Origin of the sequence: Phytoamicus setariae (assembly GCF_016722925.1) — a bacterium.
Taxonomy (GTDB): Bacteria; Pseudomonadota; Alphaproteobacteria; order Rhizobiales; family Rhizobiaceae; genus Rhizobium_E; species Rhizobium_E setariae.
Genome location: NZ_JAEQNC010000013.1, coordinates 118243 through 133540, shown reverse-complemented (window position 1 = coordinate 133540; position 15298 = coordinate 118243). Strand labels below are relative to the sequence as shown.

The 15298-nt window shown below is 59.8% G+C and carries 13 protein-coding genes; all 13 read left to right on the top strand.

All coding sequences use genetic code 11. From position 1 onward, the window contains the following. Positions 1–278: 278 nt before the first annotated feature. The 13 genes from mraZ to JJB09_RS20890 all read left to right on the top strand — a co-directional run bounded on the left by mraZ (position 279) and on the right by JJB09_RS20890 (position 15127). A complete protein-coding gene (gene mraZ, locus JJB09_RS26755; protein ID WP_246748842.1) occupies positions 279–716 on the top strand; it encodes a division/cell wall cluster transcriptional repressor MraZ in 438 nt (145 codons plus the stop codon). 20 nt (positions 717–736) lie between these two features. Next, positions 737–1759, top strand: a complete 1023-nt coding sequence (gene rsmH, locus JJB09_RS26750; RefSeq protein ID WP_246748840.1) for a 16S rRNA (cytosine(1402)-N(4))-methyltransferase RsmH — start codon at positions 737–739, stop codon at positions 1757–1759. A 1-nt stretch (position 1760) separates the two neighbouring features. Then, positions 1761–2177, top strand: a complete 417-nt coding sequence (gene ftsL, locus JJB09_RS20940; protein WP_201662992.1) for a cell division protein FtsL — start codon at positions 1761–1763, stop codon at positions 2175–2177. Continuing rightward, positions 2177–3931 (top strand): peptidoglycan D,D-transpeptidase FtsI family protein, encoded by a 1755-nt coding sequence (locus JJB09_RS20935; RefSeq protein ID WP_201662989.1) that lies wholly within the window; start codon positions 2177–2179, stop codon positions 3929–3931. Before ftsL ends, JJB09_RS20935 begins: the two co-directional genes overlap by 1 nt. Before the next feature lie 67 nt (positions 3932–3998). Continuing rightward, positions 3999–5435, top strand: a complete 1437-nt coding sequence (locus JJB09_RS20930; RefSeq protein WP_246748838.1) for a UDP-N-acetylmuramoyl-L-alanyl-D-glutamate--2,6-diaminopimelate ligase — start codon at positions 3999–4001, stop codon at positions 5433–5435. Between the two features lie 4 nt (positions 5436–5439). Next, entirely contained in the window at positions 5440–6861 is a 1422-nt protein-coding gene (locus JJB09_RS20925; RefSeq protein ID WP_201662983.1) for a UDP-N-acetylmuramoylalanyl-D-glutamyl-2,6-diaminopimelate--D-alanyl-D-alanine ligase, read from the top strand. A 25-nt stretch (positions 6862–6886) separates the two neighbouring features. Further along, entirely contained in the window at positions 6887–7987 is a 1101-nt protein-coding gene (gene mraY / locus JJB09_RS20920; RefSeq protein ID WP_201662980.1) for a phospho-N-acetylmuramoyl-pentapeptide-transferase, read from the top strand. 7 nt (positions 7988–7994) lie between these two features. Beyond that, positions 7995–9386, top strand: coding sequence for a UDP-N-acetylmuramoyl-L-alanine--D-glutamate ligase (gene murD / locus JJB09_RS20915; RefSeq protein ID WP_201662977.1), 1392 nt, complete (start codon positions 7995–7997; stop codon positions 9384–9386). A 119-nt stretch (positions 9387–9505) separates the two neighbouring features. Further along, positions 9506–10663 carry a putative lipid II flippase FtsW gene (ftsW, locus tag JJB09_RS20910; protein WP_201662974.1) on the top strand — a complete coding sequence of 386 codons (1158 nt, stop codon included), beginning with the start codon at positions 9506–9508 and terminating at the stop codon, positions 10661–10663. Between the two features lie 5 nt (positions 10664–10668). Next, a complete protein-coding gene (gene murG / locus JJB09_RS20905; protein WP_201662971.1) occupies positions 10669–11793 on the top strand; it encodes an undecaprenyldiphospho-muramoylpentapeptide beta-N-acetylglucosaminyltransferase in 1125 nt (374 codons plus the stop codon). Continuing rightward, positions 11790–13205, top strand: coding sequence for a UDP-N-acetylmuramate--L-alanine ligase (gene murC / locus JJB09_RS20900; RefSeq protein WP_201662968.1), 1416 nt, complete (start codon positions 11790–11792; stop codon positions 13203–13205). The genes murG and murC overlap by 4 nt, the downstream gene beginning before the upstream one ends. Then, on the top strand, positions 13202–14176 hold the full coding sequence (gene murB, locus JJB09_RS20895) for a UDP-N-acetylmuramate dehydrogenase (protein WP_201662965.1): 975 nt from the start codon (positions 13202–13204) through the stop codon (positions 14174–14176). Before murC ends, murB begins: the two co-directional genes overlap by 4 nt. A 123-nt stretch (positions 14177–14299) precedes the next feature. After that, complete coding sequence (locus JJB09_RS20890; protein WP_201662962.1) at positions 14300–15127, top strand: GGDEF domain-containing protein; 828 nt, start codon at positions 14300–14302, stop codon at positions 15125–15127. Positions 15128–15298 lie beyond the last annotated feature (171 nt).

The window sequence follows — 15298 nt, the reverse complement described above, 5'->3', positions numbered from 1 at the left end:
TTTAACGTTTCATTAAACTTAACAGCTTATGAATAATTGATCGGGTATGCCGGTTCGCAACGCTTAATCCCATTGACGCCCAAATTGTCCCATGCTATCCCAAACATGCACTGCCAAAGGGCGATGTGAAGCCCGCTTCAGATCTGGTGTAAGTCGGTCGGCTCGCCTGGCCGCAAGCTGTGCAGACGCAGGACAGGACCCTGCGTTTGTTGGTAAAATCAAGTGCATGGCGGCTTCGTTCAGCGTGGGTCGCTGCCTGGAAGCGGATGTTTTGCGTGATGAGCCGGTTCCTCTCAAATGCCACGAACAGGGTGGATGCCAAAGGTCGGGTTTCTGTGCCTGCAACCTTTCGCGCCGTACTGTCTTCGCAGGCGATAGAGGAGCTCTACTGCTTTCAGGATTTCCACTATCCGGCGATCAATATCGGCGGTCCGGAGTTGCTCGCGCGTTTCGAGCGCAGGCTCGAGGATCTCGATCCCTTCTCGCTGGAGGCAAATCGGATGTCGCTGCTGATACATGGTGGCGGGATCTTCATGAGGCTCGATTCAGAAGGTCGCCTGATGGTGTCGGATTTTATCCGCACCTACACGGGGATCGAGGGCGAGGTGACCTTCGCCGGTCGGGCCGATTATTTCCAGTTGTGGCGGCCGGATGCGTTCCAGGCGGCCCAGAATGCGGCGAGAGAGGAATTGGGGAGAAGCGGCCCCCGTTCCTGAATAAGCGGGGTGAAGGTGATATGGTGGATCATGGCAACGGCTCGGACGATGCCAATGGCGGACCGGTCCGTCATATCCCTGTGATGCTGGCCGAGGTGCTTGCGCATCTCGAGCCGGCCCCCGGCAAGATCGTCCTCGACGGCACTTTTGGCGCAGGCGGCTATACCTCGGCAATACTCGACAGCGGTGCCGAGGTGATCGGTCTTGATCGCGACCCCACGGCCATAGCTGCCGGGCAGGCGCTGGTCGACAAGTACACCGGGCGTCTCACCCTCCATCACACGAAGTTCAGTGCGCTCGACAAATTCGCCCCTGCTGGCGGGCTCGATGGTATCGTGCTGGATATCGGCGTTTCCTCGATGCAGATCGATGAGGCCGAGCGCGGCTTCTCTTTCCAGCGCAACGGACCGCTCGACATGCGCATGTCGGCCTCCGGCGTCAGCGCCGCAGATGTCATCAATCGGGCCAAGGTGGGTGACCTCATCCGCATTTTTTCGTTCCTGGGCGAGGAGCGTCAGGCCAGCCGGATCGCTCGAGCCATCGAAAAGAAGCGGGCGGAGAAGAAATTCGAAACCACGCGCGACCTTGCAGGCCTGATCGAGATCGTTACGCCGCGCAAGATGACCGACAAGATCCATCCGGCAACCCGCGTGTTCCAAGCTCTACGCGTCTTCGTCAACAATGAACTCGGCGAATTGGTCGATGCGCTGTTTGCGGCCGAACGCGTGCTCAAGCCCGGTGGTCGGCTGGTGGTGGTATCCTTCCACTCGCTGGAGGACCGGATCGTCAAGCGCTTCTTCTCGGAACGCTCCGGCAAGGCATCGGGCTCTCGCCATCTTCCCGAAGTGTCGCAGGTGCCGGCAATTTTCACGCTCATGACCAGGCAGGCGGTTGGCGCCAGCGACGCGGAGGCGGATATCAATCCGCGCGCGCGCTCGGCGAAGCTGCGCGCCGGTATCCGGACCGAAGCCAGGTTTGGCAAGCAGGATCCCGCGATCTTCGACTTGCCTGATCTTGCAGACATCGAGAGGCTGAAGGGCTGATATGCTACGCACCCTGGACATATTGCTGATCGTTTTCATGACGGCGGTCGCAACCATCACCTACACGATCAAGCACCGTGCCGAGCTGAAGCTCGAGGAAGTGCAGAAACTCGAGGCCTCGATCCGCCTCGAAAAGGATACGATCGATCTGCTCAGGGCCGATTGGGCATTGTTGACCCAGCCTGGACGTTTGCAGACGCTCATCAATGCCTACCAGACCGAATTGCAGCTGGTACCGACGGAATCGACCCAGCTCGTCCAGGCGGTCGAGTTGCCCATGCTGAAATCGGAACTGCCCGTCTATGACGAGGCGGACGCCGACAAGGACGGCAAGGTTTCCGACAAGGAAGCGAAAGCCTACGCCGCCAAGATCGTCGCCAACCCAGACAAAGTTTCAACAGGATCGGTGAAGCCCTGATGTCCTTTCTATCTCGGATCATGGTTCTGAAGAGCAAGGCTCACTTCAATACGGGAGCCGGCGGCCTGCCGCCTCGCAGGGGGTTGACCTTCCAGGGCACCCGCAAGAAATCCGGTGGCCAGACGCGCAACCGCATCGGCATCCTGATCGGATGCTTCGTTGTGGTTTACGGGGTCATCGGCGGCCGTCTCGTGCAATACGGCTTGTCCCGGCCGGAAACGGTTGCAAGCATCGGTCGTGCCGCCAATCAGGTAGCGTCGCGCCCTGATATTCTCGACCGCAATGGCGAACTGCTGGCAACGGATGTGCGCACGGTCTCGCTGTTTGCCGAGCCGCACAAGATTGTCGACCCGGACGAGGCCGTTGAACTCATCACGTCCGTCCTGCCCGACCTCGACTCCAAAACGATTTACAAGAAGCTGACCAGCAAGTCGCATTTCCAGTGGCTGCGGCGCCAGTTGACACCCAAGCAGCAGAGCGAAATCCTCGCGCTCGGGATTCCCGGCGTTGGTTTCCGCCCGGCAAAGCGCCGCTTCTACCCAAGCGGCAGCGCGCTCTCGCATGTCGTCGGCTATGTCAATATCGACAATCGCGGCGTCGCCGGCATGGAGAAGTACCTGGACAACCAGGGCCTTGCCGATCTGGCCGAACTCGGCATGACCAGCACGTCGGCACTTGAGCCGGTCAAACTGTCGATCGATCTCCGCGTGCAGAATATTCTGCACGAGGAAATTGTCTACGGCATGAAGCAATACAACGCTATCGCAGCCGGCGCGGTGGTGCTCAACATTCACACTGGTGAAGTCGTGGCGATGGAATCCGTTCCGGATTTCGATCCCAACGACCCGGCCATGACGATCGACCGGACAACCAAGAGCGACATGAACCGCATGTCCGGCGGCGTGTTCGAAATGGGCTCGACCTTCAAGGCGTTCACCACGGCGATGGCGCTCGATTCCGGCAAGGTCACGATGAACGATACGTTCGACGCGCGCCGGCCTCTTTACATTGGCGGGTTCACCATCCACGACTTCCACGCAACACGACGCGTTCTTTCGGTCACCGACGTGTTCCTGCATTCTTCCAATATCGGTTCTGCCAAGATGGCCGATGCTGTCGGCATCGACGGTCACCGGGAATTTCTGACGCGGCTTGGCCTGCTGACCCGATTGCAGACCGAGTTGCCTGAGGTTGCCTCTCCCAGCCAGCCCAAGGTCTGGAAGAAGATCACGTCGATGACTGTCGCATTCGGCCATGGGGTTTCCACCACGCCGTTGCAGACGGCGGTTGCCGCCGCCGCCCTGATGAACGGTGGCAAGCTCATCAATCCCACCTTCCTGCCGCGTTCGGTCGAGCAAGCTGACGAGAGTGCCGTCATGGTTGTCAATCCCGATACGGTGACGAACATGAAGACGCTCTTCCGTGCCAATGTCGCTGACGGTTCAGGCCGTCGCGCCGGCGTTCCCGGTTTCGATGTCGGGGGCAAAACCGGAACGGCAGAAAAGGTCGTGCACGGACGCTATTCGAACTCGGTCCGCTTCAATGCCTTCTTGTCCGCTTTCCCGATCAACGATCCGCAATATGTCGTTCTCGCCGTCATCGACGAGCCGAAAGCGGCCAAGGAAGGCTGCGGAATTACGGCCGGCTGCAATTCCGCACCCATCGTCGGCGCCATCATTCGGCGCTCGGCGGCCCTTCTCGGCGTCAAGCCACGGTTCGGCAAGGATGGAAATGCCTTGCTTGTGTCTTATTGACGGTCAAGAACGGTCCTGAAGATTCGGCTGTGCAGGAGTGGCGGGGAATATGAAACTTGGCGAGTTAATGTCTAGGGTCGGAATCGAGCGGCCTTTGGAAGCCCGTGTCGGGGACCTGTCTGTCGCTGGCGTCTCCGCAGATAGCCGCAAGGTCAAGGGTGGAGAGCTTTTCGTGGCTCTCTCCGGATCCAAGACAGACGGCGCGAAGTTCATTGCCGATGCCGTGGCCAAGGGAGCCGCGGCGGTCGTCGCTTCTTCCGAACATTCTGCGATAGCCGCCGGCATTCCTGTCATCGCCGTCGACGATCCACGACGACTGCTGGCACTTGCTGCGGCCGCATTCTATGGCGCCCAGCCCGAGACCATGATCGCAGTCACCGGAACGGCGGGCAAGACGTCGGTGGTTTCGTTTACGCGCCAGATCTGGGCCGCTGCCGGAATGTCCGCCGCACAGATCGGCACGACGGGCGTCATTGCGCCCGGCCGCAACGACTACGGCTCGCTGACCACGCCCGATCCAGTTTCTCTTCACGCGTTGCTCGCGGATCTCGCCAAGGCTGGCGTGACGCATGCGGCGATGGAGGCATCGAGCCACGGACTGGATCAGCGCCGGCTCGACGGCGTCAAGCTTGCGGCTGCGGCCTTCACCAATCTCGGACGCGACCATCTCGACTATCACCCGACAGTCGAGGAGTATTTCCAGTGCAAGATGCGGCTTTTCGATACGCTGATGCACAAGGGCGCGCCTGCCATCATCTATGCCGATGATGAGTGGTCGGGCAGGGCCGCTGCGGCCGCTTCGGCTGCCGGGCTCGATGTACGGACGGTCGGTCGCAAGGGCGAGTTTCTGGCGCTCAAGCGCGTCGAGCATTTCCGCGACAAGCAGGTGGCGGAGATCCATCTCGGCGACGATATCTTCGAAGTGCATCTGCCGCTGGCCGGTGACTTCCAGATTGCCAATGCGATCGTTTCGGCGGGACTTGCAATTTCGACCGGCGTGGAGCCGGCAAAGGCATTCGCCGCACTCAATCATCTGAAGGGGGCGCCGGGCAGGCTGGAGTTGGCCGGTCAGACGAAGGACGGCGCGCTGTGCTACGTGGATTATGCCCATAAGCCCGAAGCGCTGGAAAACGTGCTGATTTCGGTCCGCCCTTTTACAACAGGGCGTGTCGTGGTCGTTTTTGGCTGCGGCGGAGACCGTGACAAGGGCAAGCGCCCGATCATGGGCGAAATCGCCACACTTCTGGCCGATGTGGCCATAGTTACCGACGACAATCCGCGCACCGAAGTCGCTTCGACGATCCGTGCCGAGATCATGGCTGCCGCCAAAGGCGCCGTCGAGATCGGCGATCGCCATGAGGCAATTCGCTACGCGGTGCAGATGTTGCGTGCGGGCGACACATTGATCGTGGCGGGGAAGGGCCATGAGGAAGGCCAGACCGTCGGTACGGAGGTATTGCCCTTCTCCGACCACGAGGAGATCAGAAAAGCATTGGGAGGATAGACCCGTGACATTCTTGTGGACAGTGAGCGAGCTGGTCGAGGCAATGCATGGCCGTCCTACCGGGCACATGCCCGAAGGGATTACGGGCATCAGCATCGACTCCAGGGCGATTTCGCCCGGCGATGCGTTCTTCGCCATCAAGGGCGACAGGGTCGATGGCCATGACTATGCGGGGATCGCGGTCGCGAACGGCGCCAGCCTGCTGGTTGTCAGCGAGGCGCGGATTCCGGCGCTAGGGCGGATATCGGCGCCAATGATCGTCGTTACCGACGTGCTGGAAGCGCTGGAAAAGCTTGGCCGCGCAGCCCGGGATCGTTCACGGGGACGTATCATCGCCGTCACCGGTTCGGTCGGCAAGACCACGACCAAGGAAATGTTGCGACAGGTTCTGTCCTCCTGCGGAACGGTGCATTACTCGCCGGCTTCCTTCAACAATCACTGGGGTGTGCCGCTGACGCTCGCGCGTCTGTCGCGAGAAGCCGACTTTGGTGTCTTCGAAATCGGCATGAACCATCCCGGCGAAATCAGGCCGCTGGTGAATATGGTCCGGCCGCATATCGCCATCATTACGACGATAGCCGCCGCCCATCTCGGAAACTTCTCGGGACTTGAGGAGATAGCAACTGCCAAGGCCGAGATTTTCGAGGGCATCGTCAAGGGCGGGCACGCGCTGATAAACCGCGACAATAGTCAGTTCGAGCAGCTCGAACAGGCAGCGATTGCGGCAGAAGTCACCAATATCCATTCCTTCGGTACCCACGCCAAGGCTGATTTCCGGCTGGTCGACTATTTGGCGGAAGGCGATGCGGCTATGTTCTGGGTCAATGTCGCGGGCCGGACTGTTGAGGTCTTGATCAATGCGCCCGGCCGGCATATTGCCGAAAATGCGGTCGCGGTGCTTGCCGCTGCCGCGCTCGCGGGCGCTGATGTGGAAAAGGTGGCCGCTGCCTTTGCCGACGTGACGGCAGGCAAGGGGCGCGGCCAGCGCATGCGGCTGATGACGCCCGAGGGCGCGTTTACGCTGATCGATGAAAGCTACAACGCCAATCCGGCCTCGATGCAGGCGGCGATTGCGCTGCTTGCATCGGCAGAGGTCGGCGAGGGTGGCCGGCGGATCGCCGTGCTCGGCGATATGCTGGAGATGGGCGAATATTCGCCTGGAGTGCATGCGGATCTTGCGCTGCCTCTTGGTGAAACAGGAATTGATGATATATGGCTCGCCGGCGCGGAGATGGGGTATTTGCGCGATGCGCTCGTGAGCAGTAAGGAAGTCGTCTATCGTGACGATGCCGACGCGCTGACGAGCCATGTGCTCGACAATGTCCGACCCGGCGACGTGCTGATGGTGAAATCGTCGAACGGCACAGGTTTTGGCCGGATCGTCCAGGCGCTAGTCGCAAAATACCCGCCGTCCGAGACGGCTTAAGGGACCAAGAGAGGGAAGAAAGCGGATGTTTTTGTGGCTGGTGGAGTTGTCGGACCATCTCCAGGTGTTCAACCTGTTCCGCTATATCACGTTCAGGGCGGGCGCCGCACTCTTCACCTCCGCACTCTTCGTCTTCTTCTTTGGTCCTCGGATCATCGATTCGCTGCGTGTCCGACAGGGCAAGGGCCAGCCGATCCGCGCCGATGGTCCTCAGACGCATTTCAAGAAGGCCGGCACGCCCACGATGGGCGGCCTGATGATCCTTGCTGCCGTGGTTGCCTCGTCGCTGCTGTGGGCGGATCTCGGCAACGTTTATGTCGTCAGTTGCCTGCTCGTCATGCTCGGCTTCGGTCTGATCGGGTTCTATGACGATTATCTCAAGGTCACCAAGCAATCCACCGCCGGTTTTTCAGGTCGGATGCGGCTGCTGACGGAGTTTGTCATTGCCGGTATCGCGGTGTTCTTCATGATGCGTTCTGCGGCCGCGAGCGGTCCCGCCGACTCGACCATCGCGACATCGGTGGCATTTCCGTTCTTCAAGGACCTGCTGCTCAATCTGGGCTATTTCTTCATCATCTTCGGTGGCTTCGTGATCGTTGCCGCGGGCAATGCCGTCAACTTTACCGACGGCCTTGACGGGCTCGCCATCGTGCCAGTCATGATCGCCTCGGCGTCGTTCGGCGCAATTGCTTATCTCGCTGGTAATGCAGTGTTTTCCAATTACCTGCAGATCAATTTCGTCCCCGGTACGGGTGAGTTGACGGTGCTTGTCAGCGCCGTCGTAGGCGCAGGTCTCGGTTTTCTGTGGTTCAACGCGCCACCGGCCGCCATTTTCATGGGCGATACAGGGTCATTGTCGTTGGGCGGCCTGATCGGTTCTGTTGCTGTCGCCACCAAGCACGAGATCGTCATGGCGATCATCGGCGGCGTGTTCGTCATGGAAACGCTTTCGGTCATCATCCAGGTCGGCAGCTTCAAGCTGACTGGCAAGCGTGTGTTCCTGATGGCGCCGATCCACCATCATTTCGAAAAGAAGGGCTGGACGGAAAGCCAGGTGGTCATCCGCTTCTGGATCATTTCGGTGATCCTGGCGCTGGTCGGCCTCGCAACACTCAAGATCCGGTGAGGTCGGTATGATCGCCGTCACCACATTCAAGGATAAGAAGATCGCGCTTTTCGGGCTGGGCGGTTCGGGCCTTGCCACGGCAGAAGCATTGGCTGCGGGCGGCACCATCGTCACAGCCTGGGACGACAATCCGGATTCGGTCGCCAAGGCTGCGGAGAAGGGCATCGGAACTGCTGATCTCAGGACCGTCGACTGGAGCGCCTTTGCGGCTTTCGTACTATCGCCCGGTGTGCCACTCACTCATCCCAAGCCACACTGGACGGTGGATTTGGCCCATGCTGCAGGCGTGGAGATTATCGGCGATGTCGAGCTTTTCGTACGCGAACGCCGTGCCCATGCCCCGGACTGCCCGTTTATTGCCATTACCGGCACCAACGGCAAGTCGACGACGACGGCCTTGATCGCCCACATCCTGAAGAGCGCTGGTCGCGATACCCAGCTCGGCGGCAATATCGGCACGGCGGTGCTCACACTCGATCCGCCGAAGGCCGACCGCTTCTATGTGGTCGAGTGCTCTTCCTACCAGATCGACCTGGCACCCACCATCAATGCATCCGCCGGCATCCTGCTCAACCTGACGCCCGACCACCTCGATCGTCATGGCACGATGCAGCATTATTCGGACGTCAAGGAGAGGCTGGTTGCCGGGGCGGGAACCGCCGTGATCGGCGACGACGACAGCTATTGCAGCCTGATCGCTGATCGGGTTGAAAAGGCCGGTGTCAAGGTGATGCGCATTTCGCGCAGGCATGCCGTGGCCGAAGGTCTCTATGCCGACGCATCGAAAATCATGCGCGCCCACGACGGGGTGGTTGCGGAAGTCGCCGATCTTGACGGTATCCAGACCCTGCGCGGATCGCATAATGCCCAGAACGCGGCGGCTGCCATCGCAGCCTGCCTGGCTGTAGGACTTGGCGAGAGCGAAATTCGCGCGGGCCTCGGTTCGTTTCCCGGCCTGAAACACCGCATGCAGCCTGTTGCCCGGAAGGCCGGCGTCACGTTCGTCAACGATTCAAAGGCCACCAATGCGGATGCCGCAGCGCCTGCGCTCTCCAGTTACGACCGGATCTATTGGATTGCCGGTGGATTACCCAAGGAAGGCGGGATTTCCACGCTCAAGCCGCTTTATGGTCGCATCGCCAAGGCGTATCTTATCGGCGAAGCAGCGCCGCAATTCGCCGCAACGCTCGGGACTGATGTGAGTTATGAGATTTCCGATACGCTCGACAGGGCCGTCAGCCATGCTGCAGCCGACGCCGAGCGGGAGGGAGTGCCTGGAGCAGTGGTGATGCTATCGCCCGCTTGCGCCAGTTTCGACCAGTTCAAGAATTTCGAGGTTCGCGGCGATCGGTTCGTCGACCTCGTACGCGATATCGGCGGCATCGAGATGCTGGTCTGATTTTTCTGCGTTCCAGACAAGCCTGCCTCAGGCTTGGCCGTGTAGTGTAGCCTCCGTCACGCGTGGTTAATGACATATTAAGGGGTTCCCTTCATTGTGGAGGGAAAAGAGGATTCATCATGGTGAGCAGAGCGGAAAGAGGGCCTTTGGCCGAATGGTTCTGGACGATCGACAGGCTTTTCCTGGCCGTCTTCATCCTGCTTCTCCTGACCGGGTTCATGCTCTCCTTCGCGGCTTCGCCCGCTGTCGCCGAACGCATCGGCCTCGATAGCTTTCACTTTGTCGAGCGCCACGCCCTGTTTCTGATCCCTTCGCTGGTCATGATGTTCGGACTTTCGTTCCTGACCCCACGCCAGATTCGCCGCGTGGCGATGATCATGCTGGTGGTGGCGCTGGTGATGATGGTGCTGGTGTTGTTCATCGGCATGGAGGTGAAGGGGTCCCGGCGCTGGATTTCCATATCCTTCCTGTCGATACAGCCCTCCGAATTCATGAAGCCGGCCTTCGTCGTCGTCTGCGCCTGGCTGTTTGCCGAGCATCAGCGGCAGCCCGATATCCCCGGCAACCTGTTTGCCATGCTGCTTTTCGTGATCGTAGCGGCACTGCTGGTGGCCGAGCCCGATCTTGGCCAGACGATCCTGACCACGGCAGTCTGGGGCAGCATGTTCTTCATGGCCGGGATGCCCTGGCTGTGGATCGTGCTTATGGCAGGTGGCGCGGCTGGGTTCCTGTTTTTTGCCTATTCTTTCTTTCCGCACGTTGCCGGCCGTATCGACCAGTTCCTGACTGGTGAGGGCAATACTTTCCAGGTCGATACCGCCCATGACGCGATCACCCGCGGCGGATGGTTCGGCATGGGACCCGGTGAAGGCGTCGTCAAACGTATCCTTCCGGACAGCCATACCGACTTTGTCTTTTCGGTCTCGGCCGAGGAGTTCGGTATCGTCTTCTGCATGGCGCTGGTCGGCCTCTATCTCTTCGTGGTCATGCGCGGTCTGAACCATGCGTTCCGCGATCGTAACGATTTTACCCGCTTTGCCGTCGCCGGCTTGGTGCTGCAGATAGGTTTCCAGTCGATCATCAATATCGGCGTCAATCTGCAGCTTCTTCCCGCAAAAGGCATGACGTTGCCACTGATTTCCTATGGCGGTTCCTCGCAGATTGCCATATGCGTCACAGCTGGTTTTATCTTGGCGCTGACGCGTCACAGGCCGGAGCAACGGGCCCAGGAACGTAGTCTATTCCGTTCTTCCGGCCACGGTGTCCCGGCGGAGTAGAGTGAATGGGTAGTGGGTTGATCGTTTTGGCTGCCGGGGGAACCGGCGGTCATCTTTTTCCGGCTGAGGCGCTTGGGCATGAGCTGAAAGCGCGTGGCTATCAGGTACATCTGGTGACCGATAGCCGTGCCGAGCGTTTCGCGGGAAAATTTCCGGCTGATGAAATCCATGTCGTTCCATCGGCCACGATCGGTTCCAAAAATCCCATTGCTGTCGCCCGCGCGCTGTTCACTCTTTGGAAGGGCATGCGCACCGCGCGCGCGCTCTTCAGTCGATTAAAGCCCAGGGCGGTGATCGGATTTGGTGGTTATCCCACTGTGCCGCCATTGCTTGCCGCCAGCTCGATGGGTATTCCGACGCTCATTCACGAGCAGAATGCGGTGATGGGCCGGGCCAACAAGATGCTGGCAGCCAAGGTCATGGCCATTGCCGGCGGCTTCCTGCCGGAAGGCAGCGGCAAATATGCCGACAAGACTGTCGTGACCGGTAATCCGGTCCGGCCGGATGTCATTGCCGCAGCCGGCGTGCCCTACAAGCCGTCGGGCGCGGACGATCTGTTCAATCTCCTCGTTTTCGGCGGCAGCCAGGGCGCGCAGTATTTTTCTTCGGTAGTACCCTCGGCTATATGCCTGTTGGAGGATCGGCAGCGTAAACGCCTGCGTGTTGTCCAGCAGGCCAGACCCGAAGACGCCGAAAAGGTAACTGCGGCTTTTGCCAAACTGGGCCTTTCAGCCGACGTATCGCCATTTTTCGCCGATATGCCGGGCAAGATCGCCGATGCCAACCTGGTGATCTGCCGTTCTGGCGCTTCGACCGTGTCGGAACTTGCCGTCATCGGTAGGCCGTCGGTTCTCGTTCCCTATCCTTATGCGCTCGATCATGATCAGGCGGCGAATGCCGCTGCGCTCAAGGCTGAAGGCGGTGCCGAGGTGATCGCGCAGTCGGCGCTGTCGCCTGAAAAACTATCTGACATCATCGGATCGGCGATGGCCGATCCAGCACGACTGGACCGCGTCGCGCATGCGGCCAAGGCAACCGGCAAGCCGCAGGCAGCGACCGCGCTGGGCGATCTGGTCGAAGCCGTCATGGATGGCAGGTCGGTCGTAGCATTCAAAGAGGTACTCGCATGAAAATGCCCAAATCCATCGGCCTGGTCCATTTCATCGGCATCGGCGGCATCGGCATGAGCGGAATTGCCGAGGTGCTGCACAATCTCGGCCACAAGGTGCAGGGATCGGATCAGGCAGACAGCGCCAATGTTCAAAGGCTGCGCGCCAAGGGCATCGAGGTGCATGTCGGCCACAAGGCCGAAAATCTCGGCGATGCCGAGGTGGTGGTGGTTTCGACCGCCATCCGCAAGAACAACCCGGAATTGGTCGCAGCCCGCGAAAAGTTGTTGCCGGTCGTGCGCCGGGCGGAAATGCTGGCCGAGCTCATGCGGTTCCGCAATGCCATCGCCATCGGTGGGACGCATGGCAAGACCACGACGACGTCGCTCGTCGGCACGCTCCTGGAAGCCGGTGGGCTGGACCCGACCGTCATCAATGGCGGGATCATCAACGCCTATGGCACCAACGCCCGTATGGGTGAGGGCGAATGGATGGTGGTGGAGGCCGATGAATCCGATGGTACCTTCCTGAAACTGCCGGCGGAAGTCGCCGTCATCACCAACATCGATCCCGAGCATCTCGACCATTACGGCACCTTCGACAATGCCCGGGCCGCATTCCGGCAGTTCGTCGAAAACGTGCCGTTCTACGGTTTTGGCGTGATGTGTCTCGACCATCCCGAAGTCCAGGTGATGGTTTCCAAGATCGAAGACCGCAAGGTCATCACCTATGGGGAAAACCCGCAGGCTGACGTTCGGTTCAAGAACGTCCGCCATGAAGGTGCGGCCTCGACTTTCGATGTCGAGATCCGCCGGCGCCGTACGGGGCAGGTGATCGAGCTCAACGATCTGAAACTGCCTATGCCGGGCCGACACAATGTTTCGAATGCAACAGCCGCTATCGCCGTTGCCCAGCGGCTTGGTGTCAGCGAAGAAGCGATCGCCCGTGGGCTTGCCGGGTTCAAGGGCGTGAAGCGGCGGTTCACGCTGACGGGCGAGTGGAACGGCGCGCAGATTTTTGATGACTATGGCCATCATCCGGTAGAGATCAAGGCGGTTCTGAAGGCGGCGCGTGATGGCTGCAATGGACGCATCATTGCGATCCATCAGCCGCATCGCTATTCGCGCGTGGCCAGCTTGTTTGAGGAATTCGCCGCCTGCTTCAACGACGCCGATACGATTTTCATCGCACCGATCTATTCCGCAGGCGAGGATTCCATCGAAGGTGTGACTTCCGAGGAGCTGGTTTCGCGGATAAAGTCCGGTGGCCACCGGGATGCCCGCATGCTTGCGACACCCGACGCATTGGCGCCGTTTGTCGCCTCGATCGCCCAGCCGGGCGATTTCGTGGTACTGTTGGGCGCAGGAAACATAACCAATTGGGCAGCGGCACTTCCGAAGGAGTTGGCCGCGCTGTCAGGAAAAAAAGCATGAAGCAGGTAGATGGGGAAGGTTTGCTCGCAAGACTGGGCAATGGAGTGAAGGATGTCCGGGGACGGATGACGCCGAATGCGCCGATGGACCGTGTCACATGGTTTCGTGCCGGCGGTCTGGCCGAACTGATGTTCCAACCACATGACGTCGATGATCTCTCGATGTTTCTGAAGGCATTGCCTGATGATGTACCCTTGACTGTCATCGGCGTGGGCTCGAACCTTCTGGTGCGCGACGGCGGCATCAAGGGCGTGGTGCTGCGCCTGTCAGCCAAGGGATTCGGCGATGTGGAGCTTGTGGGCGAAAATCGCATTCGCGCCGGCGCAATCTGCCCGGACAAGAACATCGCCGCCATGGCGCTCGACAACGAGATCGGCGGATTTGCATTCTACTATGGCATACCCGGTTCGATCGGCGGGGCGATCCGCATGAACGCCGGCGCCAATGGCATGGAAACACGCGAGCGCCTCGTCGAGGTCGAAGCCGTCGATCGCAAGGGCAATCTGCTGAAGATCTCCAATGCCGACATGGGCTACAGCTATCGCCATTCCTCGCCGCCCGAGGGCGTGATCTTTACGCACGGGATCTTCGAGGGCTTCAAGGACGACAAGGCCAAGATCCGGACCGAGATGGATACGGTGCGCCACCACCGAGAAACTGTCCAGCCGGTCAAGGAAAAGACGGGTGGTTCGACCTTCAAGAACCCGCCCGGTCACTCGGCCTGGAAGCTGATCGACGAAGCAGGGTGCCGTGGCCTGCAGATCGGTGGGGCGCAAATGTCGCCGCTTCATTGCAATTTCATGATCAATATCGGCCATGCGTCGGCCTATGATCTCGAAAGCCTCGGCGAGACGGTGCGTCGTCGTGTTCACGAGAATTCGGGCATCCTTCTGGACTGGGAGATCAAGCGTCTGGGCGATTTCATGCCGGGTGCGGAAGTCAAGCCGTTCGCTCCCGGGCAGAACCACTAGAGCTATCGAGGCGGCGCGACAATGCGCCGTTTTTCTACCCTTGGCTCAAATCCTAACAATTGATGAAAGTCGATCTTAAGGATTAGTGGACCATAATATGTGCAATTATTCGAGCGCACAATTATGATTACCCTCCTGCAAAACTGGATCATTCGCAAAATAGAAACCGGCGCGTTCTCTAAGCGCCGGGACGTGTTCTGGTTTGCCGTCCCGCGTACGATTCTGACGACTTTGTTTGCCGTGGGTCTCAATTTTGCGGTCTATCAGGTGATGGGCCGCCTCGGCTTTCTCAATGTTACTTTGCCTCCTGATCCGCTGAGCGACATCATCGTCACGGCGTTCGTGGCGGGGCCAATATGTTTCATCTCCTATCTCATTTTTGGTTCGGCGATCTACGACCTGTCTGTTTCTCGCACTTCCTTTGAAGTCCTCAGCCACCGGGATCCACTGACGGGGCTGCTCAACCGCCGCGCTTTCGAGGCGCGCATGAGTGCGATGGAAGCCCCCTACGCACTGGTGCTGATCGATATCGATTGGTTCAAGAACATCAATGATACGCACGGTCACGGCACTGGTGACGAGATCCTTGTGGTGATCGCCGACATGCTGCGCGACGAGTTCGGCGCTGACGCGGTCGCAAGACTTGGCGGCGAAGAGTTCGCAGTCATTCTCGCTGGCGCTGGCAAGGTCGTGGCAGGTTCCAGGATGAATGCAATGCGGCAGTATCTGGCTGCACGGGTATTTCGCAGCGGCGGCGACGAAGTCAAGGTCACTTTCTCGGCCGGCATAGCGCAGGGAGACGGTCGATCAACTTATTCGGCGTTGCTGAGCAGCGCGGATAAGGCACTCTACCTGGCCAAGGCCTCCGGTCGGAACCGTATCGTCCACGCAGATGATGCTTTGCAGATCTCCCGGGACATCGGAAAGACAGGTGGGCGCCGGGCAATTTGACCGAGCCCTTTCCTGAACCCCCTACGGACGCTGTTCGCCCGGTGTCCACACGCCGACCGCAATGTAAAACCTGTGCCTGTATTTGCGGCACAATGGCTTTGGCGTGCAGCAACCGCAACGCGGTAAGGTTACTATCCGTATTCACTGGCGCTCCCTGCCTTATCAGGACTA

Bases quoted from the DNA above. Each gene is read 5' to 3' on its own strand.
- mraZ (WP_246748842.1), top strand. From the start codon at position 279: ATGAGCCGGTTCCTCTCAAATGCCACGAACAGGGTGGATGCCAAAGGT.
- rsmH (WP_246748840.1), top strand. From the start codon at position 737: ATGGTGGATCATGGCAACGGCTCGGACGATGCCAATGGCGGACCGGTC.
- ftsL (WP_201662992.1), top strand. From the start codon at position 1,761: ATGCTACGCACCCTGGACATATTGCTGATCGTTTTCATGACGGCGGTC.
- JJB09_RS20935 (WP_201662989.1), top strand. From the start codon at position 2,177: ATGTCCTTTCTATCTCGGATCATGGTTCTGAAGAGCAAGGCTCACTTC.
- JJB09_RS20930 (WP_246748838.1), top strand. From the start codon at position 3,999: ATGTCTAGGGTCGGAATCGAGCGGCCTTTGGAAGCCCGTGTCGGGGAC.
- mraY (WP_201662980.1), top strand. From the start codon at position 6,887: ATGTTTTTGTGGCTGGTGGAGTTGTCGGACCATCTCCAGGTGTTCAAC.
- murD (WP_201662977.1), top strand. From the start codon at position 7,995: ATGATCGCCGTCACCACATTCAAGGATAAGAAGATCGCGCTTTTCGGG.
- ftsW (WP_201662974.1), top strand. From the start codon at position 9,506: ATGGTGAGCAGAGCGGAAAGAGGGCCTTTGGCCGAATGGTTCTGGACG.
- murG (WP_201662971.1), top strand. From the start codon at position 10,669: ATGGGTAGTGGGTTGATCGTTTTGGCTGCCGGGGGAACCGGCGGTCAT.
- murC (WP_201662968.1), top strand. From the start codon at position 11,790: ATGAAAATGCCCAAATCCATCGGCCTGGTCCATTTCATCGGCATCGGC.
- murB (WP_201662965.1), top strand. From the start codon at position 13,202: ATGAAGCAGGTAGATGGGGAAGGTTTGCTCGCAAGACTGGGCAATGGA.
- JJB09_RS20890 (WP_201662962.1), top strand. From the start codon at position 14,300: ATGATTACCCTCCTGCAAAACTGGATCATTCGCAAAATAGAAACCGGC.